The organism is Bradyrhizobium cosmicum, assembly GCF_007290395.2.
In the GTDB taxonomy this organism is placed as follows: domain Bacteria; phylum Pseudomonadota; class Alphaproteobacteria; order Rhizobiales; family Xanthobacteraceae; genus Bradyrhizobium; species Bradyrhizobium cosmicum.
In genome coordinates this window covers 7201065-7225606 of sequence record NZ_CP041656.2, presented here as the reverse complement: position 1 = coordinate 7225606, position 24542 = coordinate 7201065, and the positions used below count along the sequence as shown (strand labels likewise).

At 63.5% G+C, this 24542-nt stretch carries 19 protein-coding genes; 11 read left to right on the top strand and 8 right to left on the bottom strand.

All coding sequences use genetic code 11. The features are described 5' to 3' along the window. Positions 1-26 precede the first annotated feature (26 nt). On the bottom strand, positions 27-1724 hold the full coding sequence (locus FNV92_RS34350; protein WP_143842753.1) for an alpha-amylase family protein: 1698 nt from the start codon (positions 1722-1724) through the stop codon (positions 27-29). A gap of 185 nt (positions 1725-1909) precedes the next feature. On the opposite strand from FNV92_RS34350, the gene FNV92_RS34345 reads away from it, so the two are divergent. After that, positions 1910-2401, top strand: coding sequence for an MmcB family DNA repair protein (locus FNV92_RS34345; RefSeq protein WP_143842754.1), 492 nt, complete (start codon positions 1910-1912; stop codon positions 2399-2401). Between the two features lie 153 nt (positions 2402-2554). On the opposite strand, the gene FNV92_RS34340 is transcribed toward FNV92_RS34345, so the two are convergent. Together FNV92_RS34340 and FNV92_RS34335 are read right to left on the bottom strand one after the other, a co-directional pair. Further along, positions 2555-3109 (bottom strand): ActR/PrrA/RegA family redox response regulator transcription factor, encoded by a 555-nt coding sequence (locus tag FNV92_RS34340; RefSeq protein WP_143842755.1) that lies wholly within the window; start codon positions 3107-3109, stop codon positions 2555-2557. Positions 3110-3212: 103 nt separating this feature from the next. After that, positions 3213-4535, bottom strand: coding sequence for an ActS/PrrB/RegB family redox-sensitive histidine kinase (locus FNV92_RS34335; RefSeq protein ID WP_041748634.1), 1323 nt, complete (start codon positions 4533-4535; stop codon positions 3213-3215). Between the two features lie 106 nt (positions 4536-4641). Here FNV92_RS34335 and FNV92_RS34330 point away from each other — a divergent pair, with 106 nt between their 5' ends. The 4 genes from FNV92_RS34330 (at position 4642) to FNV92_RS34315 (ending at position 8767) form a co-directional block, all read left to right on the top strand. Continuing rightward, positions 4642-5445, top strand: coding sequence for an ABC transporter ATP-binding protein (locus FNV92_RS34330; RefSeq protein WP_143842756.1), 804 nt, complete (start codon positions 4642-4644; stop codon positions 5443-5445). Next, positions 5442-6260, top strand: coding sequence for an ABC transporter permease (locus FNV92_RS34325; RefSeq protein WP_143842757.1), 819 nt, complete (start codon positions 5442-5444; stop codon positions 6258-6260). Before FNV92_RS34330 ends, FNV92_RS34325 begins: the two co-directional genes overlap by 4 nt. Before the next feature lie 121 nt (positions 6261-6381). Continuing rightward, the gene (locus FNV92_RS34320) at positions 6382-7710 is read left to right on the top strand and encodes a polyhydroxyalkanoate depolymerase (protein WP_015689331.1); all 1329 of its coding nucleotides are present in this window, start codon (positions 6382-6384) and stop codon (positions 7708-7710) included. A gap of 217 nt (positions 7711-7927) precedes the next feature. After that, positions 7928-8767: a M48 family metallopeptidase gene (locus FNV92_RS34315; protein WP_041748633.1), complete on the top strand. Its 840-nt coding sequence runs from the start codon at positions 7928-7930 to the stop codon at positions 8765-8767. A 343-nt stretch (positions 8768-9110) separates the two neighbouring features. Here FNV92_RS34315 and FNV92_RS34310 read toward each other — a convergent pair whose 3' ends face one another. Then, on the bottom strand, positions 9111-11333 hold the full coding sequence (locus tag FNV92_RS34310; protein WP_143842758.1) for a transglycosylase domain-containing protein: 2223 nt from the start codon (positions 11331-11333) through the stop codon (positions 9111-9113). A 166-nt stretch (positions 11334-11499) separates the two neighbouring features. Here FNV92_RS34310 and FNV92_RS34305 point away from each other — a divergent pair, with 166 nt between their 5' ends. Beyond that, complete coding sequence (locus FNV92_RS34305) at positions 11500-11925, top strand: DUF1330 domain-containing protein (protein ID WP_143842759.1); 426 nt, start codon at positions 11500-11502, stop codon at positions 11923-11925. Between the two features lie 134 nt (positions 11926-12059). On the opposite strand, the gene FNV92_RS34300 is transcribed toward FNV92_RS34305, so the two are convergent. The 3 genes from FNV92_RS34300 to FNV92_RS34290 form a co-directional block, all read right to left on the bottom strand. Further along, on the bottom strand, positions 12060-13286 hold the full coding sequence (locus FNV92_RS34300; RefSeq protein WP_168213414.1) for an ABC transporter substrate-binding protein: 1227 nt from the start codon (positions 13284-13286) through the stop codon (positions 12060-12062). A gap of 222 nt (positions 13287-13508) precedes the next feature. Continuing rightward, complete coding sequence (locus tag FNV92_RS34295; protein WP_143842761.1) at positions 13509-14750, bottom strand: ABC transporter substrate-binding protein; 1242 nt, start codon at positions 14748-14750, stop codon at positions 13509-13511. Positions 14751-14900: 150 nt separating this feature from the next. After that, the gene (locus FNV92_RS34290) at positions 14901-15257 is read right to left on the bottom strand and encodes a DUF1304 domain-containing protein (RefSeq protein ID WP_186355522.1); all 357 of its coding nucleotides are present in this window, start codon (positions 15255-15257) and stop codon (positions 14901-14903) included. Positions 15258-15357: 100 nt separating this feature from the next. On the opposite strand from FNV92_RS34290, the gene FNV92_RS34285 reads away from it, so the two are divergent. Further along, positions 15358-15888, top strand: a complete 531-nt coding sequence (locus tag FNV92_RS34285) for a methylated-DNA--[protein]-cysteine S-methyltransferase (RefSeq protein WP_143842762.1) — start codon at positions 15358-15360, stop codon at positions 15886-15888. Between the two features lie 19 nt (positions 15889-15907). Here the strand turns inward: FNV92_RS34285 and FNV92_RS34280 are convergent, their stop codons facing one another. After that, positions 15908-18700, bottom strand: coding sequence for a [protein-PII] uridylyltransferase (locus FNV92_RS34280; protein WP_143842763.1), 2793 nt, complete (start codon positions 18698-18700; stop codon positions 15908-15910). Positions 18701-18966: 266 nt separating this feature from the next. On the opposite strand from FNV92_RS34280, the gene FNV92_RS34275 reads away from it, so the two are divergent. From FNV92_RS34275 to FNV92_RS34260, 4 genes are all read left to right on the top strand, one after another. Next, the gene (locus tag FNV92_RS34275) at positions 18967-19476 is read left to right on the top strand and encodes an OsmC family protein (protein WP_015689322.1); all 510 of its coding nucleotides are present in this window, start codon (positions 18967-18969) and stop codon (positions 19474-19476) included. A gap of 177 nt (positions 19477-19653) precedes the next feature. After that, positions 19654-20451, top strand: a complete 798-nt coding sequence (locus tag FNV92_RS34270; RefSeq protein ID WP_015689321.1) for a hypothetical protein — start codon at positions 19654-19656, stop codon at positions 20449-20451. Between the two features lie 404 nt (positions 20452-20855). Then, positions 20856-22532 (top strand): methyl-accepting chemotaxis protein, encoded by a 1677-nt coding sequence (locus FNV92_RS34265; protein WP_143842764.1) that lies wholly within the window; start codon positions 20856-20858, stop codon positions 22530-22532. Between the two features lie 317 nt (positions 22533-22849). Further along, complete coding sequence (locus FNV92_RS34260; protein ID WP_143842765.1) at positions 22850-24526, top strand: methyl-accepting chemotaxis protein; 1677 nt, start codon at positions 22850-22852, stop codon at positions 24524-24526. Positions 24527-24542: the final 16 nt, after the last annotated feature.

Sequence of the window (24542 nt, the reverse complement as noted above, 5' to 3'; positions counted from 1 at the left end):
AGCGGTGGAGTAAAACCCCAGCGACGTCACCCCGGATGCTTGTTGCCGGCCGTGCTCTCGTCGATATCGCTCCGCTTCAGCAGGTAGTCCAGCCCGCCCACCCGGTACCAGCGATAACCGTAGGGCTCCAGCACGATCCGGTGCTGGCCGCGCTTGTCGGCGTGGCTGTGGTCTTCCGCGAGCAGGTTGATGAGATGTTCGCCGGCACCGCCCGGCAGCCCCACCGAGAACGCGGTCTCGCGTGGCTGTTCGTCGAGATTGTGCACGAACAGTACCGAGTTGTTGCGCCAGTCGTAGCGCATGATGAGGATTGCGGGATCGCGCGTCGCAATGATGGCGAAATCACCCCAGCCGATCTCCGGTACCTCCTTGCGCATGCGGACGATGCGCTCGGTCCAGTTCAGCATGGAATTGGAATCGCGCCGCTGTTTTGCGACGTTGACGTGCTCGTAGCCGTAGGGACCCTCGTCGATCACGGGACATGCCGGCTTGTCGCTCTTGGTGAAGCCGCCATGCGGTTCGGTAGACCATTGCATCGGCGTGCGCGCGCAATTGCGTTCGGGCAGTGAAAGATCATCGCCCATCGCGATCTCGTCGCCGTAGCGGATGACCGGCGTCCCCGGCAGCGTGCACATCAGGCTGTAGGCGAGCTCGAGCCGCCTGCGGTCGCCGCCGACCATCGGCGCGAAGCGGCGGCGGATGCCGCGGTCGTAGAGCTGCATGTCCTTGTCGGGACCGAAGCGCTTGAAGACCACGTCGCGTTGCGCCTTGGTCAGCCGTCCCAGATCCAGTTCGTCGTGATTGCGCAGGAACAGCCCCCATTGCGCCGCGGTCGGCCTTGGCTTGGTCGCCTTCAACGCCTTCGCCAGCGGCCGCGTGTCGCCGGAGGCCAGGGCGTAGAACAGGTGCTGGTTGACGTGGAAGTTGAACATCATGTGCATGCGGTCGCCATCGCGGCCGAAATATTCCATGTCGGTCTCGGGCAGCACGTTGGCTTCGGCCAGGATGATGGCGTCGCCTTTCCGCCATTGCAGGAACTCGCGGAACGCGCGCAGCATGTCGTATTGCTCGACCGGCTTTTTCACCTTGGCGCCCTTGGTCGCGATCACGAAGGGTACGGCGTCCATGCGGAAGCCGGAGACGCCGAGCTGAATCCAGAAGCCCATGATCTTGAGGATCTCGGCCTGCACATGCGGGTTCGAGGTGTTGAGATCAGGCTGGAAATCATAGAAGCGATGGAAGAACCAGGCGCCGGCTTCCTTGTCGCGCGTCCAGGTCGATTTCTGCACGCCGGGAAACACCATGCCCTGGTTGGCGCCGGCCGGCTTCTTGTCGGACCACACATACCAGTCGCGGTAGGGCGAGTTCTTGTCGCGCCGCGCCTCCTTGAACCAGGGGTGCTGGTCCGAGGTGTGGTTGACGACGAGATCGATGATGACGCGAATGCCGCGCTGCTTGCAGCCATGGGTGAATTCGACGAAGTCGCCGAGCGTGCCGTAGCGGGTATCGACGCTGTAATAGTCGGCGATGTCGTAGCCGTCGTCGCGGCCCGGCGAGGTCTGGAACGGCATCAGCCAGATCGTGGTGATGCCGAGGCCGTGCAGATAATCGAGCCGCCGCAACAGGCCCTTGAAGTCGCCGATGCCGTCGCCGTTGGCATCCATATAGGTGCCGACGGACAGGCAATAGATTACGCCGTTCTTGTACCAGAGGTCGTCGATCATGCCGGGGCAGCCTCGATGGTTCCGCCGAGCTGCGGCGGCTGCGTGATAAGTGCGAGAGGGAGGCGTGGTTCCCACTTCATGCTCGTTGTCGCCCCCGCGAACGCGGGGACGACACAGAGTAGGTGGTGGCGATTCGCCTCTATCGGACGGTGTCCGCACCCGACGGAATCGGCTAAACTCCCCTCATGGACAGCCCCGCCCGAAACATCGCCCTCGTGCCGCCGCCGGACCGTCGCCAATCGGAGACGGCGCTGGCGATCGCGCGCGGCACCGCGCGGCTGTTGCGCTCGCTGGGCTTCACCTGCATCAGCGAATTGCCGCTGCCGTCGGGGCGGCGCGCCGACCTCGTGGCGCTGAACGAGCGCGGCGAGATCTGGATCGTCGAGATCAAGTCGTCGGTCGAGGATCTGCGCGCCGACCAGAAATGGCACGAATACCGCGCCCATTGCGACCGGCTGTTCTTCGCCTTTACGCAGGACCTGCCGTGCGAGATCTTTCCGCGAGATACCGGCCTGATCATCGCCGACGCCTATGGCGCGCATCTGCAGTGCGAGGCACCCGAGCACAAGATCGCAGCCGCCACGCGCAAGCAGATGACGGTGCGGTTTGGAATGGCTGCGGCGCTGCGGATCAACCGGCTGGTCGATCCGCAGGGGCATGCGGAATTTTGGGAGTAGGGCGGTCTCGTGTCCCGGACGCGCTGCAACGCATTGGCGTTGCTGCGCAGAGCCGGGACCCAGAAGGCGACGTATTAAGCTGAGGCATGGGCCCCGGCTCAGCAGCGCATCACTTCGTGCTGCGCTGCGTCCGGGGCACGATTGCGGTGATGATTACCTCGGCGCGCGCTTCGCCAGGATCCGCTGCAGCGTACGGCGGTGCATGTTGAGCCGGCGCGCCGTCTCCGAGACGTTGCGATTGCACATTTCGTAGATGCGCTGGATGTGTTCCCAGCGGACACGGTCGGCCGACATCGGGTTTGCCGGCAGCTCGGACTTGTCGGTGTTGGTCGAGAGCAACGCTGCGACCACGTCGTCGGCATCCGCGGGCTTCGAAAGATAGTCGATCGCACCCATCTTCACCGCGGTAACGGCGGTGGCGATGTTGCCGTAGCCGGTCAGCACGATGGCGCGGGCTTCGGGGCGCTTCTTCTTCAGCGCGGAGACGACGTCGAGGCCGTTACCGTCGCCGAGGCGAAGATCGACCACGGCGTATGCCGGCGCGGCCTTGCCGATCTGTGCAAGACCATCCGAAACCGTGTCACACGACGTCACCGCAAAACCGCGGGTTTCCATGGCGCGCGACAGCCGCTCCAGAAACGGCTTGTCGTCCTCCACGATGAGAAGCGAGCGGTCGGTCTGTTCGTTCAGTTCGGCGATGGCGTTCAAGGTGTTGTCCTCTGTCCTGCACATCTACATATGGCGTCGCAAGCAAGCGGTGCCAAGGCCGCCAATAGTCGATCGGCCCTGCCGTGCGACGCAAGGTCGCGGTCTATCCTATTGTTTCTTCGAGCGTCTCGATAGCCTCAAAACGCTCTCGCGGCCACGTGATCTGGACCACGGCGCCGTGTTCCGGAAAGGTCCGGTTGGTAAACGACACCTTGGCGCCGGTGCGTTCCAGCAAGGTCCGCGCGATGAACACGCCGAGGCCGAGGCCGCGCTGCTGGCCGCCGCCGTCATCCAGGGTGCGCCGCCGCGACAGATAGGGTTCGCCGATCCGGTTCAAGATGTCGGGCGGAATGCCGGGACCATCGTCGGAAATCACGAGTTCGATATTGTCCTTGTTCCACCATGCATTCACCTCGACCGTGGTGCGGGCGAAATCCACCGCGTTCTCAACGATGTTGCCGACGCCGTACAGGATCGCCGGGTTGCGCGAGCCGACCGGCTCGGCGGCCACGGCGACCGCGATCCGCACCTTGATGTCGACGCCGAAATCGCGGTGCGGCGCCACCACCTCCTCGATCAACTCCGACAGCTTCATGCGGTCGAACGGCGCGCCGGTGGAGGAGAGCTGGGTGATCTTGCTGAGGATCTCGCGGCAGCGCTGGGTCTGTTCGCGCAGGGTCTTCAGGTCGGCGGCGAAGCTCGGATCCTTTACGGTCTTTTCGAGCTCGCGCGAGATCAGGAAGATGGTCGCAAGCGGCGTGCCGAGCTCGTGCGCGGCGGCGGCGGCGAGGCCGTCGAGCTGGGTCAGATGCTGCTCGCGCGTCAGCACCAATTCGGTCGCGGCCAGCGCGTCGGCGAGCTTGCGCGCCTCCTCGGTGACCTGGAACGAGTAGAGACTGGTGACGCCGATCGCGAGCACGATCGAGAGCCAGACGCCGACGAGATAGATCGGCGGCAGTACCAGCGGATCGTCGGAATCCCAGGGCAGGGGGAAATGGTAGAAGAACAGCACCGAAGCGCAGGCAACGGCGAGCACGCCAAGCCCGAAGGTGAAGCGGGCCGGCAGCGCGGTGGCCGAGATCAGCACGGGCGCGAGGAACAGGAACGAGAACGGGTTCTGCAGACCGCCGGTGAAGAACAACAGCGCGGCCAGCTCGATGATGTTCAGCGCCAGCAGTCCGGCCGCCTGCATCGGCTCCAGCCGCTGCAGCGGATTCGATACGGTCTGGAGTGCCAGGTTGATCGCCGCCGACAGGGCGATGATGCTGACGCAGGGGACGATCTCGACGTTGAACTCCAGTCCCTGCGCCACGATGAAGATCGCGGCGAGCTGGCCGAGCACCGCGAGCCAGCGCAGCCGCAGGATCGTGTCCAGGCGGATATGCCGCTGCGCAGGGCGAAAGTCGGAGGCGGCAATTTCGGTCATGTCGGCCAATGTGGCGGTGCCTTCTCGGTCACAAACGCGGGGCTCGCGGAACCACCCGGATTACAAGCCTTGCGCTCTCCGCTGCAATAGCAGAAGAACGCCCAGCATGACCGGGAACGACAAAGCTTCAAGTCCGCCGACTGTCGCGGAGCGCAGCTCCTCTGCGGCAATTGAGGTCGATCACCTCGTCAAGGTCTACAAGCAGACCCGCGCCGTCGACGATATCTCCTTTTCGCTCCCGCGCGGCAGCATCACCGGACTTCTGGGCGGCAACGGCGCCGGCAAGACCACCACCATTGCGATGATCATGGGCCTGGTGCTGCCGACCTCCGGCCGCGTCAGGGTGCTCGGGCGAGCGATGCCCGAGGAAAGCGCGTCCGTGCTGGGGCGGATGAATTTCGAGAGCCCCTATGTCGACATGCCGATGCGGCTCACGGTACGCCAGAATCTCACCGTGTTCGGCAAGCTCTATGCGGTGAACAATCTTTCCGACCGCATCGCGGAGCTCGCCGACGAGCTCGACCTCACCGATTTCATCGACCGCGCCAACGGCAAGCTCTCCGCCGGCCAGAAGACCCGTGTCGCGCTGGCCAAGGCGCTGATCAACCACCCGGAGCTGTTGCTGCTGGACGAGCCGACCGCCTCGCTCGACCCTGACACTGCCGATTGGGTGCGGGCGCATATGGAGCGCTATCGCAAGGAGAACAACGCCACCATCCTCCTGGCCTCGCACAACATGCTCGAGGTCGAGCGGCTCTGCGACCGCGTCATCATCATGAAGCGCGGCCGCATCGAGGACGACGACACGCCGGAAGCCATCATGGCCCGCTACAACCGCACCACCCTGGAAGAGGTGTTCCTGGACGTCGCGCGTGGCCGGGGCAACGGCGCGAAGGAGGCGGCGAGATGAGTGAGCTCTCCCTCCACCGCGGCATCTCCCTGCAGCGCATCGGCGCGATGATCCTGCGCTACTGGTATCTGCTGATGTCGTCCTGGCCGCGGCTGCTCGAGCTGCTGTACTGGCCGGCGCTGCAGGTCATCACATGGGGCTTCATCCAGTACTACATCGCCGAGAATTCCAATTTCTTCGCGCGTGCCGGCGGCACGCTGATCGGCGCCGTCATCCTCTGGGACATCCTGTTCCGCGGGCAGCTCGGCTTCTCGATCTCGTTTCTGGAAGAGATGTGGGCGCGCAATCTCGGCAACCTCATGATGAGCCCGCTCAAGCCGATCGAGTTTCTGCTGTCGCTCATGGTGATGAGCCTGATCCGGCTCGCGATCGGCGTCATCCCGATGACGCTGCTGGCACTGGTCCTATTTCACTTCAACGTCTACGGCCTCGGCCTGCCGCTGATCGCGTTCTTCTGCAATCTGATCTTCACGAGCTGGTCGGTCGGCATCTTCGTCTCGGGGCTGGTGCTCCGTAACGGTCTTGGCGCCGAGAGCATCGTCTGGACCTTGATGTTCGCGATCATGCCGCTCGCCTGCATCTACTATCCCGTCAGCGTGCTGCCGGTCTGGCTGCAATATGTCGCCTGGGCGCTGCCGCCGACTTACGTGTTCGAGGGAATGCGCGCGTTGCTGATCGAGCAGACCTTCCGGATCGATCTGATGCTGGAGGCGTTAGCCATCAATGCAGTGCTGCTGGTTGCTTCTTTTTGGGCATTCCTTGCCCTTTTGCGCAGCGCCAGGAAGAATGGCTCGCTGCTGTCGGGCGGCGAATAACGTCACTTTATCGTGGATTCAGGCTGATTTAACCGCCTTCGCTACGTAGATGTACGGAACCAAGCATTGACGCAATATTACGCATTCGGCAGTATGCTGCGATGCGAAGAGGGATTTGATCATGCCTATTGGTGAGTTCGGCGGCGCGCCGCCCCTGGCAGCTGAAGGCAGCCCGGTCCTGACGACGCCGATGTACTGGATGTACGAGATGGCGCACGCCTCTCTCAATCCGGCGCGTGCAGTTACCGACGCGACCAAATTCCTGTTTCAGAATCCGTTGAACCCCTGGACGCGCACCGAGGTCGGCAAGTCGGTCGCCGCAGCCTGCGAGTTGTTCGAGCGCACCACGCGCCGCTACGGCAAGCCGGAATGGGGTCTCGACGACACCGAGGTCAATGGCATCCGCGTCCCCGTCGAGGTTCGCTCCGTCTGGGAAAAGCCGTTCTGCCGCTTGCTCTACTTCGATCGCAAGTTCACCCGTCCGCTGCGCAGCCCGCAGCCGCGCGTGCTGATCGTGGCACCGATGTCCGGCCATTATGCGACGCTGCTGCGGGGCACGGTCGAAGCCCTCCTGCCGGCGCATGAGGTCTACATCACCGATTGGGCCGATGCCCGCATGGTGCCGCTCAGCGAAGGCCGCTTCGATCTCGACGACTACATCGACTATGTCATCGAGATGCTGCACGTTCTCGGCGGCAACACGCATGTGCTGGCGGTGTGCCAGCCCTCCGTGCCGGTCGTCGCTGCCGTCTCGATCATGGAAGCGCGGCGCGATCCCTTCGTGCCGACCTCGATGACGCTGATGGGCGGCCCGATCGACACCCGCCGCAATCCGACCGCGGTGAACAACCTCGCCCAGGAGCGCGGCATCGACTGGTTCCGCAACCACGTCATCACCAAGGTGCCGTTCCCGCATCCGGGCATGATGCGCGACGTCTATCCGGGATTCCTGCAGCTGAACGGCTTCATCAGCATGAATCTCGACCGGCACATGGATGCCCACAAGCAGCTCTTCGCCAATCTGGTGAAGGGCGACGGTGATCTCGTCGACAAGCATCGTGAATTCTACGATGAATATCTCGCGGTGATGGATCTCTCCGCCGAATATTACCTGCAGACGGTCGACACGGTATTCGTGAAGCACTCGCTGCCGAAGGGCGAGATGACCCATCGTGGAACTCGCGTCGATCCCTCCAAGGTCACGCGCGTGGCGTTGATGACGGTCGAAGGCGAGAACGACGACATCTCAGGTCTCGGTCAGACCGAAGCAACGCACACATTGTGCAGCTCGATTCCCGATCATCGCCGCGTTCATTACGTCCAGAAGGGCGTCGGCCATTACGGTGTGTTCAACGGATCGCGTTTCAAGTCGGAAATCGTGCCGAGGATTCACGACTTCATGGTCTCCGCAGCGAATCCGAGCTCGTTGCAGGCGCTCGCGGCCGAATAACTCCGCTTTTCGGCTTTCCCGTCGAAAATTCGGGGTCTGCCGGAGCCTCCGGCAGGGGGCGGGGCCCACCAGATTCGAGGTATTTAGGTAGCTTTATAGGAGTGAGTCAGGCCTCACCCCTTGGGGGTGCCGCATGCGTCCAGCGGGGGCGAAAAATCGGGGTTCCAACCCCAGTCTGTAGGGTCTCCGGACGCCAGAACCCCTGTATATTGGGCAAATGATTTGTTTTTGCGCCGAGCGCTTTCCCTGGCGGCGGTTATGGCAGAATCCGGGCGAACTCCTGCTCCCCGGACTGACAGACATGGCCACACGCGCACTCCTTTATCGGCGGCCCCACGAACCGAAGGCCCTCGTGATCACCCACGGGTCGCAAATGTTTGCGATTCGGCTGCGCCGGCATCGCCGCGCGCGCCGTTACACCCTTCGAATTCATCCGAGCGACCGCGAGGCGATCCTGACTATCCCGCCGCGCGGCACTTTGGCTGAAGCCAAGGACTTCGCGCAGCGTCACGGCGCATGGATTGCGGCACGCCTCGGCCGCTTGCCGAAGGCCGCGCCGTTCCAACCTGGCACAGTGATACCGCTTCGCGGCGTTCCTCATCGCATCGTTCATCGCGCTGGCACCCGCGGCACGGTGTGGACCGAGGTGCGCGACAGCGGTGAACGCATTCTCTGCGTCGCCGGCGGTGTCGAACATGCCGACCGTCGCGTCCATGACTTCCTCAAGCGCGAGGCGCGCCACGATCTTCAGCGCTCGGCTGACGCCTATGCCGCCGAGCTCGGCGTCAAGGTCAAGCGGCTCTCGATCCGCGACCAGTCCAGCCGCTGGGGCTCATGCACCTCGGCGGGCTCGCTGTCGTTCTCCTGGCGCCTGATCCTCGCGCCGCCCTTCGTGCTCGACTATCTCGCCGCCCACGAGGTCGCTCATCTCGTCGAGATGAACCATTCGGCGAAGTTCTGGCGCGTTTGCGGCAAGGTCTGCCCGTCAATGGAGCGCGCCAAGAAGTGGCTCGACACCTACGGCAACGACCTGCACCGGTACGGGGTCGAGGATTAGGGCGCGCGGCTAGCCCAACAACACTCCCTGTCGTCCCTGCGAAAGCAGGGACCCATAACCACAGAGAGAAGTTTGGCGAAGACCAGTCATTCGGTACTCCCACCCTTCGCTATCGATAGATCGCGCGGTATGGGTCCCGGCGTTCGCCGGGACGACACCGAGAGTGGGACGACGTTGGAGCCTCCCGCTCAATTCTCGCCACATCTCTCGATCATTGCGTGTCGCGCAATTTACTCCGCCGCATCAAAGCGTTCGCACACCTCACCCAGCATCACGCGCGAAGCCGTCGCCTACTGTGCATGGGGTTGTTTTCGCGGTTTTGGTTGCGGGGCCTCAGCAACGCCTACCGATTCCCGCCAAACAGCCGGTCCATCAGCCAGCCATCGAGCCCCGCGGCTGCTTCCGGCCGCGCATTGGCGCGCGTGGGCGGCGGGCGATAGCCGCCACCGTATGAAGGCTGGGCCGGCGCTGGTCCTGATGCTGGCGCGGTCGGCGGCGACACCTGCGAGGCGGCCTGTGCGAGGTTCGACAGCCCCCAGCCACCTGGTGCGCTCGGCAGGTTCGCCACCGGCACACCCTCGTGCGCGGTCTTCATGAAGCGCGTCCAGACTTCCACCGGCAGGCCGCCGCCGGTCGCCTTTTTGGTTGGCGAGTTGTCGTCATTGCCGAGCCAGACGCCGGTGACGAGGTTGGCGGTGTAGCCGATGAACCAGGCGTCGCGGTAATCCTGGCTGGTGCCGGTCTTGCCGGCGGCCGGCCAGCCGGGGATCTCCGCCTTCTTGGCGGTGCCGCTGATCAAGGTCTCCCGCATCATCGCGTTCATCATGCCGACATAGCGCGGGTCGACCACCGGGTTGCGCTCATCGGGCTGGCGCATGTAGAGCAGCTTGCCGCTGAGCGTCCTGATCCGCGTGACGACGTGCGGCGTCACCGCGAAGCCGCCATTGGCGAACGGGGCATAGGCGCCGACCAGCTCGACCACCGAAACTTCCGAGGTGCCGAGCGCGATCGAGGCGTTGGGCTCGAGCTTCGAGGAGATGCCGAGCCGGTGCGCGGTGCGCACCACGTTCTTCGGCCCGACCTCGAGGCCGAGGCGGATCGCGACCGTGTTGAGCGACATCGCCAGCGCCTGCGTCAGCGTCACCGCGCCGAAATATTCATGGGTGTAGTTCTCAGGCTTCCAGCCCTTGACCTCGATCGGCGCGTCCTGCCGGAGGGTGTCGGGCGTCAGGCCCTGCTCGAGCGCAGTCAGGTACACGAACGGCTTGAACGAGGAGCCCGGCTGGCGTTTGGCGGTCACCGCGCGGTTGTACTGGCTGTCGGAATAGTTCCGCCCGCCGACCATGGCGCGCACGGCGCCGTCGGGCGTCATCGCCACCAGCGCGCCCTGGCTGACGTTGAACTTCACGCTCTTGGCCGCGAGCTCGTCGATGATGGCGGCTTCCGCCACGCCCTGCAGCTTCGGATCGATCGTGGTCTCGACCTTGATGCTCTCGTCGATCTGGCCGACGAGATCGTCCAGCACCTCGCCGATCCAGTCGGCAACATAGTTGACCGTGCCGGCACCGGCCGGCTTCACATTGTAGGAGGGATGGCCGATCGAGGCCTGCGCCTGCGCGTCGGTGATGAACTTCGCATCCGCCATCGCCGCGAGCACGATCTTCGCGCGCGCTTCCGCGCCTTCCGGATTGCGGTTCGGCGCAAGGCGCGAGGGCGATTTGACGAGGCCGGCCAGCATCGCGGCTTCGGCGACGGTGACGCTCTTCGCCGGCTTGCCGAAATATTTCTGCGCCGCGGCCTCGACGCCGTAGGCGCCCGAGCCGAAATAGACGCGGTTGAGATAGAGCTCCAGAATCTCGTTCTTGGAGTGCTTGCGCTCCAGCCAGATCGCGAGCTCGGCTTCCTGCAGCTTGCGCTGCATGGTGCGTTCCTGGGTCAGGAACAGGTTTTTCGCGAGCTGCTGTGTCAGGGTCGAGCCGCCCTGCGACACGCCGCGATGGAGCACGTTGGTGACGAGCGCGCGCAAAATGCCGACGGGGTCGATGCCGAAATGCGAATAGAAGCGGCGGTCCTCGATGGCGATGAAAGCCTTCGGCAGATACGGCGGCAGGTCCTTCAGCGAGACGTTGGCGCCGGCCATCTCGCCGCGTTGCGCCAGCATGCTGCCGTCCATGCCGACGATCTGGATCGTCGGCGGGCGCTTGGGGATCTCCAGCGAGTCGATCGGCGGCAGATGGGCGCCGACATAAACCACGACGCCGACCACGGCGATCGCGGCCCACAGGCTCAGCACCGCGCCCCAATAGACCAGGCGGCCGAGGCCGGCACCGAAGCGCGATTTCGAGCGGCGCTTGGCGCCGCTGCGGCCGGCCGACGCCTTGCGCTCCCGCGGCGGCTCGTCGTCCGGTTCTTCAACCTTGCGCTTGGCGGATGATTTCGTTGGCTTCTTCGGCTTGTCCTCGGCGTTGGGGATGCGGTCCGCCGCGGTCAGGCGCAGATCGGCGAGCGCAGCAGGCAAGCCGAACAACGGCTCCTTCCGCCCACCCTTTTTCTTTCCCAACCCCATACGCAAACGCCCGGTCAGCCCGCCCCGCCGCACGCTAGCGGTCGCTGTTTAAGGCCCGGTTACCCCGACGTTAACGCGCGATTAGGAGGTGCGGCATTCGCTCGCCGCAGTTCCGCTTCCTGGGCCGCAGGGCTAGGATCGCGGGCATAAAACAAGAGGGAACCGCATGGGCCACATCGATCCGACCAAGGACGTCTTCGCGCAATTCCGGGACAACAACCGCCCGGGCCCGATCCACATGCTCAACCTGGTCCGCTTGCGCAAGGAGGCGGCTTACCCTGATGGCCGCAAGGCCAGCGGCGCGGAAGCCTATGCCGCCTATGGCCGTGAGAGCGGCCCGGTGTTCGAACGCCTCGGTGGCCGCATCGTCTGGCAGGGCAGGTTCGAGCTGATGCTGATCGGCCCGCAGGATGAGCGCTGGGACCATTGCTTCATCGCCGAGTATCCGAGCGTCGGCGCCTTCGTCGAGATGATCCGCGATCCCGTCTACCGCGAAGCGGTAAAGCATCGGCAGGCTGCCGTGGAGGATTCGCGCTTGATCCGGCACGCGGTGCTGCCGGTGGGGAAGAACTTTGGGGAGATACCGGACTGAGAGCCGAAGGCGCGCCTCTCCGCCGTCATGGCCGGGCTTGACCCGGCCATCCACGGCTTCCTTTATCGCCCCAAGAACGTGGATGCCCGGGACAAGCCCGGGCATGACGTCGTCGAGGCAGTTGTTTTCAACCGCTAACCCGCCGGACCGGCATCCTCCAGGATCGGGCCGAACAGCTCCCAGCGCTCGCCGTTGAACTTCATCATCTGAAGCTGCTTGTTGACGCGGTAGTCGGTCGGCGAGGTGTTGGCCTTGATGCCGGGCAGCGCGGTGTCGCTGACGACGTCCTTCAGCGACGCCGCCTGTTTCATGACGTTCTCGCGCGTCAGGTCGTCGCCGCACTGCTTCAGCACATGGACCAGGAGCTGCGCCGTGCTGTAGCCGTAGGTGTTGAAGTTCGAGTCCTTGTCGCCGTCCGGATAGTATTTGTCCATGAAGTCGAAATACCTCTTCAGGCCGGCGTCGTCCTTCCAGGTCGGATCGAGCGGTTCCTTGCCGTAGTTGACGCTGATCAGGCCCTTGGCGGCATCGAGGCCAGCGGGCTTCAGCACCGCGCCGACCGAGGTGGCGTTGATGTCGACGATCTGCACCGGATGCCAGCCCATCTCCGCGATCTTCTTGATCGCCTGCGCAGCCTGCTTCGGTGTCGTCGCGCTGAAGAACAGATCGGCGCCGGCGTCCTTGATCTTGAGGACCTGCGAGTCGACCGTCGGATCGGAGACTTCGTAGGACGCTTCGGTCACGATCATCTTGGCGGCCTTGTCGCCGAGGCCGGCCTTGATGCCGTTCAGATAGTCCTTGCCGAGGTCGTCATTCTGATAGAGCACGCCGATCTTGGCGTTCGGATGCTCCTTCAGGATGTACTGGCCGTAGATGCGGCCTTCGACGAAGTAGTTCGGATTGAAGCCCATCGTCCACGGGAAGTTCTTCGGATCGGTGAACCTCGATGCGCCGGTGGCAGCGAACAGCTGCGGCACCTTCTTGGAATTCAGATATTTCTGCACCGCCGCGTTCACGGGCGTGCCGATGATCTGGAAGGTCAGCAGCACCTCGTCGCTCTCGACCAGCTTGCGGATCTGCTCCACGGCTTTCGGCGGCGAATAGGCGTCGTCATACTGGATCAGATTGATCTTGCGGCCGTTGACGCCGCCCTGGTCGTTGATCATCTTGAAATAGGCGGCCTGGGTCTTGCCGATCGACGAATAGGCCGACGCCGGTCCGGAGAACGGCATGGTCTGTCCGACCTTGATCTCCGTGTCGCTGGCGCCCGGATCATATTTTTTCTGGGCATTGGCCGCAGAGACCGACAGCGCCAGGGTCAGCGCCGCGGCCGTGGCCGCATGCAGAATTCCGTTCCTCATTCGCAATTTCCTCAGTTTGTTATCGCCGATGGTCTGCCGGGCGCACGGTGCGTCCGATGCCATCGCTGAGGGCGATTGTGGATGAGGCCTTGCTGCAACGCAAGGTGGGGAGGTGCCCGTCCTTGGTAGGGTGGGTGAGCCGAAGGCGTAACCCACCTCTTCAGCTTCCGCGGAAACCAAAGAGGTGGATTACGCTTCGCTAATCCACCCTACGAAGCGAGACTAACCCGCAGGGCCATTGTCCTCGATGATGGGTCCGAACAGCTCCCAGCGTTCGCCGTTGAACTTCATCATCTGCATCTGCTTGTTGACGCGGTAGTCGTTCGGCCCGGTGTTGATCTTGATGCCGGGCAGCGCGAAGCTCGGGGTGAAGTCCTTGATGTTGGCGACCTGCTTCATCACGTTCTCACGCGACAGGTCGTCGCCGCACTGCTTCAGAACCTGCGTCAGCAGCTCGGCGACCGAATAGGCATAGGTATTGACCGTGTTGAGCTTGTCGCCTTCGGGGAAATACTTGTCCATGAAGGCGAAGAACGCTTTCACGCCCGGATCGTCCTTCCACTGCGGATCGCTCGGCTCCTTGCCGTACTGGGTCGAGATGATGCCTTTGGATATGTCGAGGCCGGCCGGCTTCAGCGTCGCCGAGATCGGGCTCGCATTGATGTCGAGGATGTGCACCGGGTTCCAGCCGAGCTCGGCGACCTTCTTGATGGCCTGCGCCGCGAATTTCGGCGTCGAGGCATCGTAGAAAAGATCGGCCCCCAGCGACTTCAGCTTGACCACCTGCGAGTCCACCGTCGGATCGGTGACCTCGTAGGAGACTTCGCCGACGATCATGCTGGCGGCCTTGTCGCCGAGACCGCTCTTCAGGCCCGCGAGATAGTCGCGGCCCATGTCGTCGTTCTGGTAGAGCACGCCGATCTTGGCGTTCGGATGCTCCTTGAGAATGTACTTGGCATAGATGCGTCCCTCGGACACGTAGTTGGGATTGTAAGCGATGGTCCAGGGATAGTTCTGCGGATCGTTGAATCGCGCCGCGCCGGTCGAGGCCAGCAGCTGCGGGATCTTCTTGCCGTTGAGATATTTCTGCACGGCGGCGTTCGCGGCCGTGCCGATGATCTGGAAGGTGAACAGCACCTCGTCGCCCTCGACGAGCTTGCGCACCTGCTCGACAGTCTTCGGCGGCGAATAGGCGTCGTCATACTGGATCAGATTGATCTTGCGGCCGTTGATGCCGCCCTGATCGTTGATCATCTTGAAGTAAGCCGCCTGGGTCTTGCCGATATTGGCATAGACCGAATAGGCCCCGGAGAACGGCACGGTCTGGCCGATCTTGATCTCGGTGTCGCTGGCTCCGGTGTCGTATTTCTTCTGGGCGAAGGCTGGACTTATGAAGGCTTGGTTGGCGGAGAACGCGAAGGCGAGCGCCGCCGTGGCAGCTACGAAAGCTCTGCGATTGCTCATGTTGGGTTGTTCCTCCTGACGGAATTTTCCGGTCGACGGTCTTTTCCCGTTGATTGCCAACGGTCGCCATCGCTGCCGAAGATTGTGGAGGAAGGTGAGGTGCCGCGCAAGGATCGCGGCGCTGCGCTCTAGCGTCTCAGGCAAAGAACCTTAAGCGAGGAACAGGACAACCAGCGCGATCGCCGCCGGCAGGGCCTGTACGATCAGGATGCGCGTGCTGACGGTCGCGGCACCGTAAGCACCGGCGACGATCACGCAGAGCAGGAAGAATGCCTTGATCTGGAACGCGAAGGCCGGGTTGCCATGCACCAGGCCCCAGATCAGGCCGGCGGCAAGGAAGCCGTTATAGAGGCCCTGGTTGGCCGCCAGCACCTTCGTGATCTCGGCTTTCTCCGGCGTATTGCGGAATGTCTTCAAGCCAAGCGGCTTGTCCCAGAGAAACATCTCGAGGATCAGGAAGTAGGCGTGCAGTGCGGCGACCAGCGCCACCAGGATATTGGCGATCAGAACCAAGTTGAGCTCCCCCAAAAAGCATCAGCTTTCGGGTGGACGTTAGCACGGCCGGCATGGCAAGTGCGATGCCGTGTTTCGGTTCAATGGTGTCGTCATGCCTGCTCGGTCAACCAAGACGCCTGTCAGCTTCGGCCTCGATCGCCTGACGACGCCGATCGGGATCGCGCTGCTCGTCACCGATGCCGAGGGCGCCTTGCGCGCGCTCGATTGGGACGACTACGAGCACCGCATGTGCGAGCTGTTGCGCCTGCACTACGGCTCCGTGGATCTCCGCGATCGGCCTGCGCCGACGGCGATGAAGACTGCGCTGTCGGAGTATTTCGAAGGCGACCTCGGCCGGCTCTCATGTGTCCCGTGGCGGATCGCTGGCACGCCGTTCCAGCAAAAAGTCTGGACCGCGCTGGCGAAAATACCAGCCGGAACCACCATGAGCTACGGTGCGCTCGCCGCAAGGATCGAGACGCCCAGGGCTATTCGCGCCGTCGGTCATGCCAACGGCTCGAACCCGATCAGCGTGGTGCTGCCCTGTCACCGCCTGATCGGCGCGGATGGTTCGCTGGTGAAGTACGGCGGCGGGCTGGAACGCAAGCGCTGGCTGTTGCGGCACGAAGGCGTGGCGGTCTAGCGACGCAACGCGTCGTTCCTCACGCCGCCGGTGCAGCAACCGCCTTGTCGCCGGCCATCACATGGGTCAGCGCACTCTTGATGGCCGATTGCCGCGTCGGGGCGTTGATCTGTGCACCCAGCAAGTCGGTGACGTAGAACACGTCGCGGGCGCGCTCGCCGAAGGTCGCGACATGGGCCGAGGCGATGTTGAGGTTGAGCTTCGAGATCGCGGTGGTCAGCTCGTAGAGCAGGCCGGGGCGGTCGAGGCCGGATACCTCGATCACGGTGTAGCGGTCGGACCACTGGTTGTTGATGGTCACTTCCGGCTCGATCACGAACGGCCGCGCCTTGTTGCGCACGGTGCGCCGCGCCACCACTTCGGGCAGGCGCAGCTTGCCTTCCAGCACGTCCTCGATCATCTCGCCGATGCGGGTGGCGCGCCGCCCCTCGTCCTCGTCGCGGTCGTATTCCCGCGAGATCGAGATCGTGTCGAGCGCGCGTCCGTCGGTCGTGGTGTAGATCTGCGCGTCGACGATGTTGGCGCCGGCCGAGGCGCAGGCGCCCGCGATGATCGACAGCAGCCAGGGATGGTCGGCGGCGAAGATCGTCAGCTCGGTGACGCCTCGCACCTCGTCGAAGCCGACATTGATCGCGAGCTTGTGGCCGGCCTGCTCGCTGGAGCGGACGAAGCGCGCGTGGCGGATCTTGCGCGGCAGCTCGACCTTGAGCCAATAGGCCGGATAGTGCCGGCCGATATAGGCATCGAGCTCGTCCGCCGGCCATTCGGCAAAAGCCATGCGGAATTCGGCATAGGCGGCGGTGAGGCGCTTGCCGCGATCGACTTCCGAGAAGCCGCCGGTCAGCACCGGCTCGGTCTCGTAATAGAGCGAGCGCAGCAGCTGCGCCTTCCAGCCGTTCCACACGCCCGGGCCGACGCCGCGGATGTCGGCGGTGGTGAGGATCGTGAGCAGCTTCATCTGCTCGACCGACTGCACCACGGCGGCGAAATTCTCGATCGTCTTGCGGTCGGAGAGGTCGCGCGACTGCGCCACCGTGGACATGGTCAGGTGTTCCTCGATCAGCCAGGCCACGAGCTCGGTGTCGGCCGCGCTGAAGCCGAGCCGGGGGCACAGCCGTCGCGCCACCTTGGCGCCTGCGATCGAGTGATCCTCGGGCCGGCCCTTGGCGATGTCGTGCAGCAGCGTCACGATGTAGATCACCGCGCGGTGCTCGGGCCGGATCTTGCGCATCAGGTCGCTGGCGAGCGCGAACTCATCGAGGCCGCCGCGCTCGATGTCCTGCAGGAAGCCGACGCAGCGGATCAGATGTTCGTCGACCGTGTAGTGATGATACATGTTGAACTGCATCATTGAGACGATCTTGCCGAAGGCGCGAATGAAATGGCCGAGCACGCCGGTCTCGTTCATCCGCCGCAGCACGATCTCGGCGTTGTCGGAGGTCAGGATCTCCATGAACAGCCGGTTGGCCTCGGGATTTTCGCGCATCTGCGCGTTGATCAGGCCGAGCGAGCGCGTCACGTCGCGCATCGCGTCCGGATGGAAGGCAAGGTTGTTCTTCTGCGCCAGACGGAAGATGCGGATCAGATTGACCGGATCGTGCTTGAAGATGTCGGGGGCGGCGACGTTGATGCGGTTGTTGTCGACGATGAAGTCGTCGCTGTCGGGCACGCGCCGCTTCACCGGGGTCGGGCGCAGCCGCGCCATCATCCGGCTCAGCACCGGCGCGGGCTTGGCCTGCTGGTCCTCGAGCTTGGCGCAGAGAATAGCGGTGAGGTTGCCGACTTCCTTGGCGACCAGGAAGTAGTGCTTCATGAAGCGCTCGACGTCCTGCATGCCGGGATGCGAGGTGTAGCCGAGCCGGACCGCGATTTCGCGCTGGAGGTCGAAGGAGAGGCGCTCCTCGGCGCGTCCCGAGTAGAAATGCAGATTGCAGCGCACCGACCAGAGAAAATCGGCGCAGCGGCGGAAGGTGCGATATTCCTGCGCGTCGAACACGCCGCGCTCGACCAGCTCGTCGGTGTCGCGCACGCGATAGACGTACTTCGCGATCCAGAACAGCGTATGCAGGTCGCGGAGCGCCCCCTTGCCGTCCTTGACGTTGGGCTCGACCAGATAACGCGACTGGCCGCCGCGGCGGTGCCGCTCCTCGCGCTCGGCGAGCTTTGCGGTGACGAATTCGGACGCCGTGCCCTGCACCACTTCCTTGTCGAAGCGTTCGACCAGCTCGTCATAGAGCGGCTGGTCGCCGGTGAGGAAGCGCGTCTCCAGGATCGCGGTGCGGATCGTCATGTCGCCGCGTGCCTGGCGGATCGACTCGTCGACCGAGCGCGTGGCATGGCCGACTTTCAGCCCCATGTCCCAGAGGCAATAGAGGATGGCTTCGGCGACCTGCTCGCCCCAGGCGGTCTGCTTGTAGGGCAGGATGAACAGCAGATCGATGTCGGACTCGGGAGCCATCAGGCCGCGGCCATAGCCGCCGGTCGCAACCACCGCCATGCGCTCGGCCCCGCTCGGGATCGGCGAGCGATAGAGATGACGCGTTGCCGCCGAATAGAGGATGCGGATGATCTCGTCCTGCACGTGGCACAGCCGCTCGGCACAGTGCCTTCCGTGACGGTCCTTGAGCAGGATCGCCTGTGCGACGTCCCGCGCCGCGATCAGCTCGGCCTTGAGCAATTGCGCCATGGCCGTGCGAAACGCGTCCTCACGTCCCTGGTGCCTTTCGGCAAGTGCGTCGACCGCGGCGGTGATCCGCGCGGTGTCGAAGCGATCATCAACCCCTGGCTTCTGCTCAGTCGCAATGCTGTCCATGTCTCACCGGATATAAGAGGTGACAGGCGCTGTCACCCGCCATTCTCGGGCAATGCTCGTTCCATGCCTGCCCGAGCCGATCTGCAGCCGGCGGGAGCCCCCGAGAGATCGGAATCGTGCTGCTCGCATCTAAGCATAACTTATTGCAAAACAATAAAAAATTACCGGATAACGCGGGGTGGCCGCCGCGCGGGTAGCTCGGCGTCGTCGACAATCCCGGCTCAAGCCGGTACTTCGTAGAGACGATTTTTCCGGGAGAGAACACGATGGACGCTGCAGCACTGCGCCAGATGCAGGCCCCGATCAAGGAACGCTACAAGACCGATCCCAAGACCGCGATGATCACGTTGAAGGCCAAGGGCTCAACGGATAGCGAAGGCATCGCCTGCAAGGTCGAGACTGGCCGCGCCATCGCAATGGCAGGCCTACATCCCGGGACCGGCGGCTCCGGCCTCGAGCTCTGCTCCGGCGACATGCTCCTCGAGGCGCTGGTCGCCTGCGCTGGCGTCACGTTGAAGTCGGTTGCGACCGCGATCGAGGTGCCGCTCAAGACCGGCAACGTCTATGCCGAAGGGGATCTCGATTTCCGCGGCACGCTCGGCGTCGACAAGGAGGCCCCGGTCGGTTTCGCGGAGATCCGCCTGCGCTTCGAGGTCGACACCGATGCGCCCCAGGACAAGCTCGATCTGCTGCTGAAGCTCACCGAGCGCTATTGCGTGGTTTATCAGACCATCAAGAACGGCCCCAAGGTTTCGGTGTCGATGCAGCGGATGTGACCTTGCTGATCCTCCCCTGGAGGGGGAGGGTCGATCGCGCGCAGCGCGAGCGGGGTGGGGTGATCTCTCCACTCGGCACCGCATGCGTCGAGAGACTGTCACCCGACCCCGTCTCATATTTCGCTACGCTCCATATGAGCCGACCCTTCTCGCTCCAGGGGAGGGTAAGAAGAAAAAATGTCCCTCGACCTCCACTTCATTCTCTTCCTTCTTCTGCGCATGGCGATCGCGGCGGCGTTCGTCGTGTCGGCGTCTGTCATCACCGAGCGTTCGGGACCGGTGATCGGCGCGTTGGTCGCAACCTTGCCGGTCTCGGCTGGTCCGTCCTACGTCTTCCTCGCGATCGATCATGACGCCGCTTTCATCGCGCAGGGCGCGCTGTCGAGCCTACCGGTCAACGCGGCGACGATCTTCATGGCTCTCACCTATGTCGTGTTGGCGCAGCGGCACAGTCTTCTGGTGAGCTGCGGGAGCGCTTTCGCGGTCTGGATCGCCATTGCCTCGGTCATCCGCATGTTCGACTGGAGCCTGACGGCTGGGCTCGCCGTCAACCTGATCGCATTCGGCATCTGCATTCCGCTGCTCGCGGGCTATCGCGACGTGAAGATGCCGCTGGTGACGCGCCGCTGGTACGACATTCCGATGCGCGCCGCGCTGGTCGCGACCCTCGTCGCCATCGTCGTCTCGACGTCGAGCTGGGTCGGTCCTCGCATCAGCGGCATCATCGCGCTCTATCCCGTCGTGTTCTCCAGCATGATGGTGATCCTGCATCCGCGCATCGGCGGACCGCCGACCGCCGCCGTGCTCGCCAACTCCGCCTGGGGCCTGCTGGGATTCGGGATGGCGATTGCCGTGGTTCATGTCGGTGCCACCAGTTTCGGTTCCGCGATCGGCCTCAGCCTCGCGCTCGCGACCTGCATCGCGTGGAATTTGACGCTATGGTGGAACGGGCGACGAAAGCGAAGGGCCGCCTGAATCAGGATTCGAACTCGGCCCAATGCAGAACGCATTTTGGCCCGCGTCCCTTTGCGTGCGAGCGGCTGCGACAGGACGTCTCCGTAGTCACCCGGTGGTCGGCCTTGGATCGCCGTGGCGCCGTGATTCCCGTAAGCCGTTGAATTCTCGATTCGCAGATGACTTTCAGATTAATGCTGCCTGCGGATAATCGGCATCTTCATTATCAATCGATTTGAGAGTCTTATTTAGAGGGTTTCTCGCCCTCAGCCGTTCAATTCGACCGGTCGGGCAGCAGTGGCCTGCCGAGGTGGCACAGACGTGCCGCGATTTGGCCGAGGCCACTTGGAATCCCTCATTGAAAATTGCAGGTCGGCACTGCCGCAAATGCTCCGCCGCGAGCATGTCATTTTGGAGAGCAGAGAATGTTTGGTCGCAAGTCCTACAGTGATGCACAGGCCCGGATCGAGGCCTTCGGCCGGTCGCAAGCCATGATCGAGTTCGATATGGACGGAACGATCGTCACCGCCAACGAGAATTTCCTGAAGGCACTCGGCTACGCGCTCGACGAGATCAGGGGCAAGCATCACTCGATCTTCGTCCCGGCCGACGAGCGCGACTGCGCCGACTATCAGGCGTTCTGGGCGGCGCTCAATCGTGGCGAGTTCCAGTCGGGCGAATTCAAGCGGATCGCAAAGGGCGGCCGCGAGGTCTGGATCGAGGCGTCCTACAACGCGGTGGCTGGCAGTGACGGCAAGCCGGTCAAGGTCGTCAAGATGGCAACCGACATCACTGAGAAGAAGATCCGCGGCCTCGCCGACGCCTCGAAGATTGCCGCGATCGGCCGGGCGCAGGCAGTGATTGAATTCAACCTCGACGGCACCATCGTCACCGCCAACGAGAATTTCTGCAACGCGCTCGGCTATTCGCTTGGCGAAATCCAGGGCAAGCACCACAGCGTTTTCATGCCGGCGGAAGAGCGCGATAGTGCAGCCTATCGCGAATTCTGGGCGGCGCTCAACCGCGGCGAATGCCAGACCGGCGAGTTCAAGCGGATCGGCAAGGGTGGCCGCGAGGTCTGGATCCTCGCCAGCTATAATCCGCTGCTCGACGAGAGCGGCAAGCCGTTCGGCGTCGTCAAGTTCGCAACCGACGTTACCGCCGAGAAGCTGAAGAATGCGGATTCCGACGGCCAGCTTGCGGCGATCGACAAGGCGCAGGCGGTGATCGAGTTCAACATGGACGGCACGATCATCACCGCCAACGCCAACTTCCTCGGCGCGCTCGCCTATTCGCTGGCCGAGATCAAGGGCCAGCATCACAGCATGTTCGTCCAGCCGTCGGAGCGCGACGGCGCCGCCTATCGCGAGTTCTGGGCCGCTCTCAACCGCGGCCAGTACCAGGCGGCGGAGTACAAGCGCATCGGCAAGGGTGGCAAGGAGGTCTATATCCAGGCCTCCTACAACCCGATCATGGATCTCAACGGCAAGCCATGCAAGGTCGTGAAATACGCCACCGATGTCACGAGGCAGGTGCTGGTCCGTATGGGCAACGAGCGCGTCCGCGCCATGATGGAATCGGTCGCCGCCGGGTCGGAGGAGCTCAACGCCTCGGTGCGGGAAATCTCCGAAGCCATGACCAAGTCGCGCCAGACCGCAGGCAGTGCCGTCGATCAGGTCGCTGCCGCCGACGCGCAGGCTCAGCGTCTCACCGAAGCCGCGCAGGCGATGAGCGGCATCGTCGAACTCATCAACAACATCACCGGGCAGATCAACTTGCTGGCGCTCAACGCGACGATCGAATCCGCTCGCGCGGGCGAAGCCGGTCGCGGCTTTGCGGTGGTCGCCTCCGAGGTCAAGAGTCTCGCCAACCAGGCCAAGCAGGCCACCGACAAGATCGGCGCGGAGATCGGCAGCCTCAACGGCATCTCCAGCGACGTCGTCACGGCCCTGGCCTCGATCAAGACGGCCATCAACAACGTCAGCGAATATGTGACGTCGACGGCTGCCGCGATCGAGGAGCAGAGCACGGTGACCAACGAGATGTCGACTAGCATGCAGCGCGCGGCCGCGGAAGCCGCCGCCATGGCCGCGAGTGCGTAGCAACACGCTTGAAAGCGTAGGGTGCGGCCCTCGCCGTGCTGCACGTTGCAGTAGCGCAGTTCAGCGCGGCGTTCGGAATCTGTCTTGCGCTCGGCACCTGCGTTACCTTGGAACCTCCCCGCAAAACTCCGGTGTTTTGAGCGGAGCGCGCGTGGCAGCGATAGGTGCCTGCTTTTTTTCGATAGGTAAGTTAGCGATTTATTTTTGCTTACTCCGTATACGTGGACCCGCTGGCTTCCAGTTTAGCGTTCAAGGCCATTTCATCGCGCTCATCGATCAATGCCGCGCGAGCGCAACCAGATTGATACGGAGGAACCATGTTCAAGCGCAAGTCGAATGCAGGTGCATTGGTTACGATGGCTGCCAAGGCTGTGAGTGCCAACCTGATGGTGGCCGACAACGACCTGAACATCGTCTACATGAATGACGCGGTGACCGACCTGCTGCGCGCGGCTGAGTCCGACCTCAAGAAGGAACTGCCCCACTTCAATGTGGCTACGCTCGTCGGAACCAACATCGATGTGTTTCACAAAAATCCCCAGCATCAGCGCCAGATGCTGGCGAGCCTCAATGCGGTGCATCGCGCAATGATCCAGGTCGGCGGCCACAAGTTCGACCTCGTTGCGACGCCCCTGAAGAACGACGACGGCAGCCGGGCCGGAATCGTTGTGGAATGGTCGGATGCCTCGATCCGTCTTCAGAACCTTGACTTCGGAGCGCAGGTTGCGGCCGCGAACCGTTCACAGGCGGTCATCGAGTTCGCGATGGATGGCACGGTCCTCTCGGCCAACGAGAATTTCCTGCATACGCTCGGCTACACGTTGAACGAGATCCAGGGCAAACATCACAGCATGTTCGTTCCGCCTGTCGAGCGCGATACCCCTGCCTATCGTGAGTTCTGGGCCGCGCTCAACCGCGGCGAATACCAGGCCGCCGAATACAAGCGGATCGGCAAGGGCGGCAAGGAAGTCTGGATCCAGGCCTCCTACAACCCTATTTTCGATGAGAAGGGCAGACCCTCCAAGGTGGTGAAGTTCGCGACCGACGTCACCGAGCAGAAGCTCAGGAATGCCGACCTTGCGGGCCAGATTGAAGCGATCGGCAAGGCGCAAGCCGTGATCGAATTCAACATGGACGGCACGATCATCACCGCCAACGCGAATTTCCTCGGCGCGCTCGGCTATTCGCTGGCCGAGATCAAGGGCCATCATCACAGCATGTTCGTCGATCCGGCGGAGCGCGACAGCGCCGCCTATCGCGAGTTCTGGGCTGCGCTTAACCGCGGCCAGTATCAGGCGGCGGAGTACAAGCGCATCGGCAAGGGTGGCAAGGAGGTCTACATCCAGGCCTCCTACAACCCGATCCTCGATCTCAACGGCAAGCCTTTTAAGGTGGTGAAATATGCAACCGACACCACGAAGCAGGTGCTGGTCCGCATGGGTAACGAGCGCGTCCGCGGCATGATGGAGTCGGTCGCGGCCGGTTCGGAGGAGTTGAACGCCTCGGTGCGCGAGATATCCGAGGCCATGACCAAATCGCGTGAGACCGCCAGCAGTGCCGTGGATCAGGTCGCCGCCGCCGACTCGCAGGCCCAGCGCCTCACCGAAGCGGCACTGGCCATGAGCGGCATCGTCGAACTCATCAACAACATCACTGGGCAGATCAACCTGCTGGCGCTGAACGCCACGATCGAATCGGCGCGCGCGGGCGAAGCCGGTCGCGGCTTTGCGGTGGTCGCCTCCGAGGTCAAGAGCCTTGCCAACCAGGCCAAGCAGGCCACCGACAAGATCGGCGCGGAGATCGCCAGCCTCAACGGCATCTCCGGTGACGTCGTCACCGCCCTTGCTTCGATCAAGACGGCCATCAACAACGTCAGTGAATATGTGACGTCGACGGCCGCCGCGATCGAGGAGCAGAGCACGGTGACCAACGAGATGTCGACCAGCATGCAACGCGCGGCCGCGGAAGCCGCCGCGATCGCGGCAAGGGCATAGGCAGGCGCTGCTGGGG

Excerpts from the sequence above, each read along its gene's own strand:
- FNV92_RS34350 (WP_143842753.1), bottom strand. The coding sequence starts at position 1,724 with ATGATCGACGACCTCTGGTACAAGAACGGCGTAATCTATTGCCTGTCC.
- FNV92_RS34345 (WP_143842754.1), top strand. The coding sequence starts at position 1,910 with ATGGACAGCCCCGCCCGAAACATCGCCCTCGTGCCGCCGCCGGACCGT.
- FNV92_RS34335 (WP_041748634.1), bottom strand. The coding sequence starts at position 4,535 with ATGACCGAAATTGCCGCCTCCGACTTTCGCCCTGCGCAGCGGCATATC.
- FNV92_RS34330 (WP_143842756.1), top strand. The coding sequence starts at position 4,642 with ATGACCGGGAACGACAAAGCTTCAAGTCCGCCGACTGTCGCGGAGCGC.
- FNV92_RS34325 (WP_143842757.1), top strand. The coding sequence starts at position 5,442 with ATGAGTGAGCTCTCCCTCCACCGCGGCATCTCCCTGCAGCGCATCGGC.
- FNV92_RS34320 (WP_015689331.1), top strand. The coding sequence starts at position 6,382 with ATGCCTATTGGTGAGTTCGGCGGCGCGCCGCCCCTGGCAGCTGAAGGC.
- FNV92_RS34315 (WP_041748633.1), top strand. The coding sequence starts at position 7,928 with ATGATTTGTTTTTGCGCCGAGCGCTTTCCCTGGCGGCGGTTATGGCAG.
- FNV92_RS34310 (WP_143842758.1), bottom strand. The coding sequence starts at position 11,333 with ATGGGGTTGGGAAAGAAAAAGGGTGGGCGGAAGGAGCCGTTGTTCGGC.
- FNV92_RS34305 (WP_143842759.1), top strand. The coding sequence starts at position 11,500 with ATGGGCCACATCGATCCGACCAAGGACGTCTTCGCGCAATTCCGGGAC.
- FNV92_RS34300 (WP_168213414.1), bottom strand. The coding sequence starts at position 13,286 with ATGAGGAACGGAATTCTGCATGCGGCCACGGCCGCGGCGCTGACCCTG.
- FNV92_RS34295 (WP_143842761.1), bottom strand. The coding sequence starts at position 14,750 with ATGAGCAATCGCAGAGCTTTCGTAGCTGCCACGGCGGCGCTCGCCTTC.
- FNV92_RS34285 (WP_143842762.1), top strand. The coding sequence starts at position 15,358 with ATGCCTGCTCGGTCAACCAAGACGCCTGTCAGCTTCGGCCTCGATCGC.
- FNV92_RS34280 (WP_143842763.1), bottom strand. The coding sequence starts at position 18,700 with ATGGACAGCATTGCGACTGAGCAGAAGCCAGGGGTTGATGATCGCTTC.
- FNV92_RS34275 (WP_015689322.1), top strand. The coding sequence starts at position 18,967 with ATGGACGCTGCAGCACTGCGCCAGATGCAGGCCCCGATCAAGGAACGC.
- FNV92_RS34270 (WP_015689321.1), top strand. The coding sequence starts at position 19,654 with ATGTCCCTCGACCTCCACTTCATTCTCTTCCTTCTTCTGCGCATGGCG.
- FNV92_RS34265 (WP_143842764.1), top strand. The coding sequence starts at position 20,856 with ATGTTTGGTCGCAAGTCCTACAGTGATGCACAGGCCCGGATCGAGGCC.
- FNV92_RS34260 (WP_143842765.1), top strand. The coding sequence starts at position 22,850 with ATGTTCAAGCGCAAGTCGAATGCAGGTGCATTGGTTACGATGGCTGCC.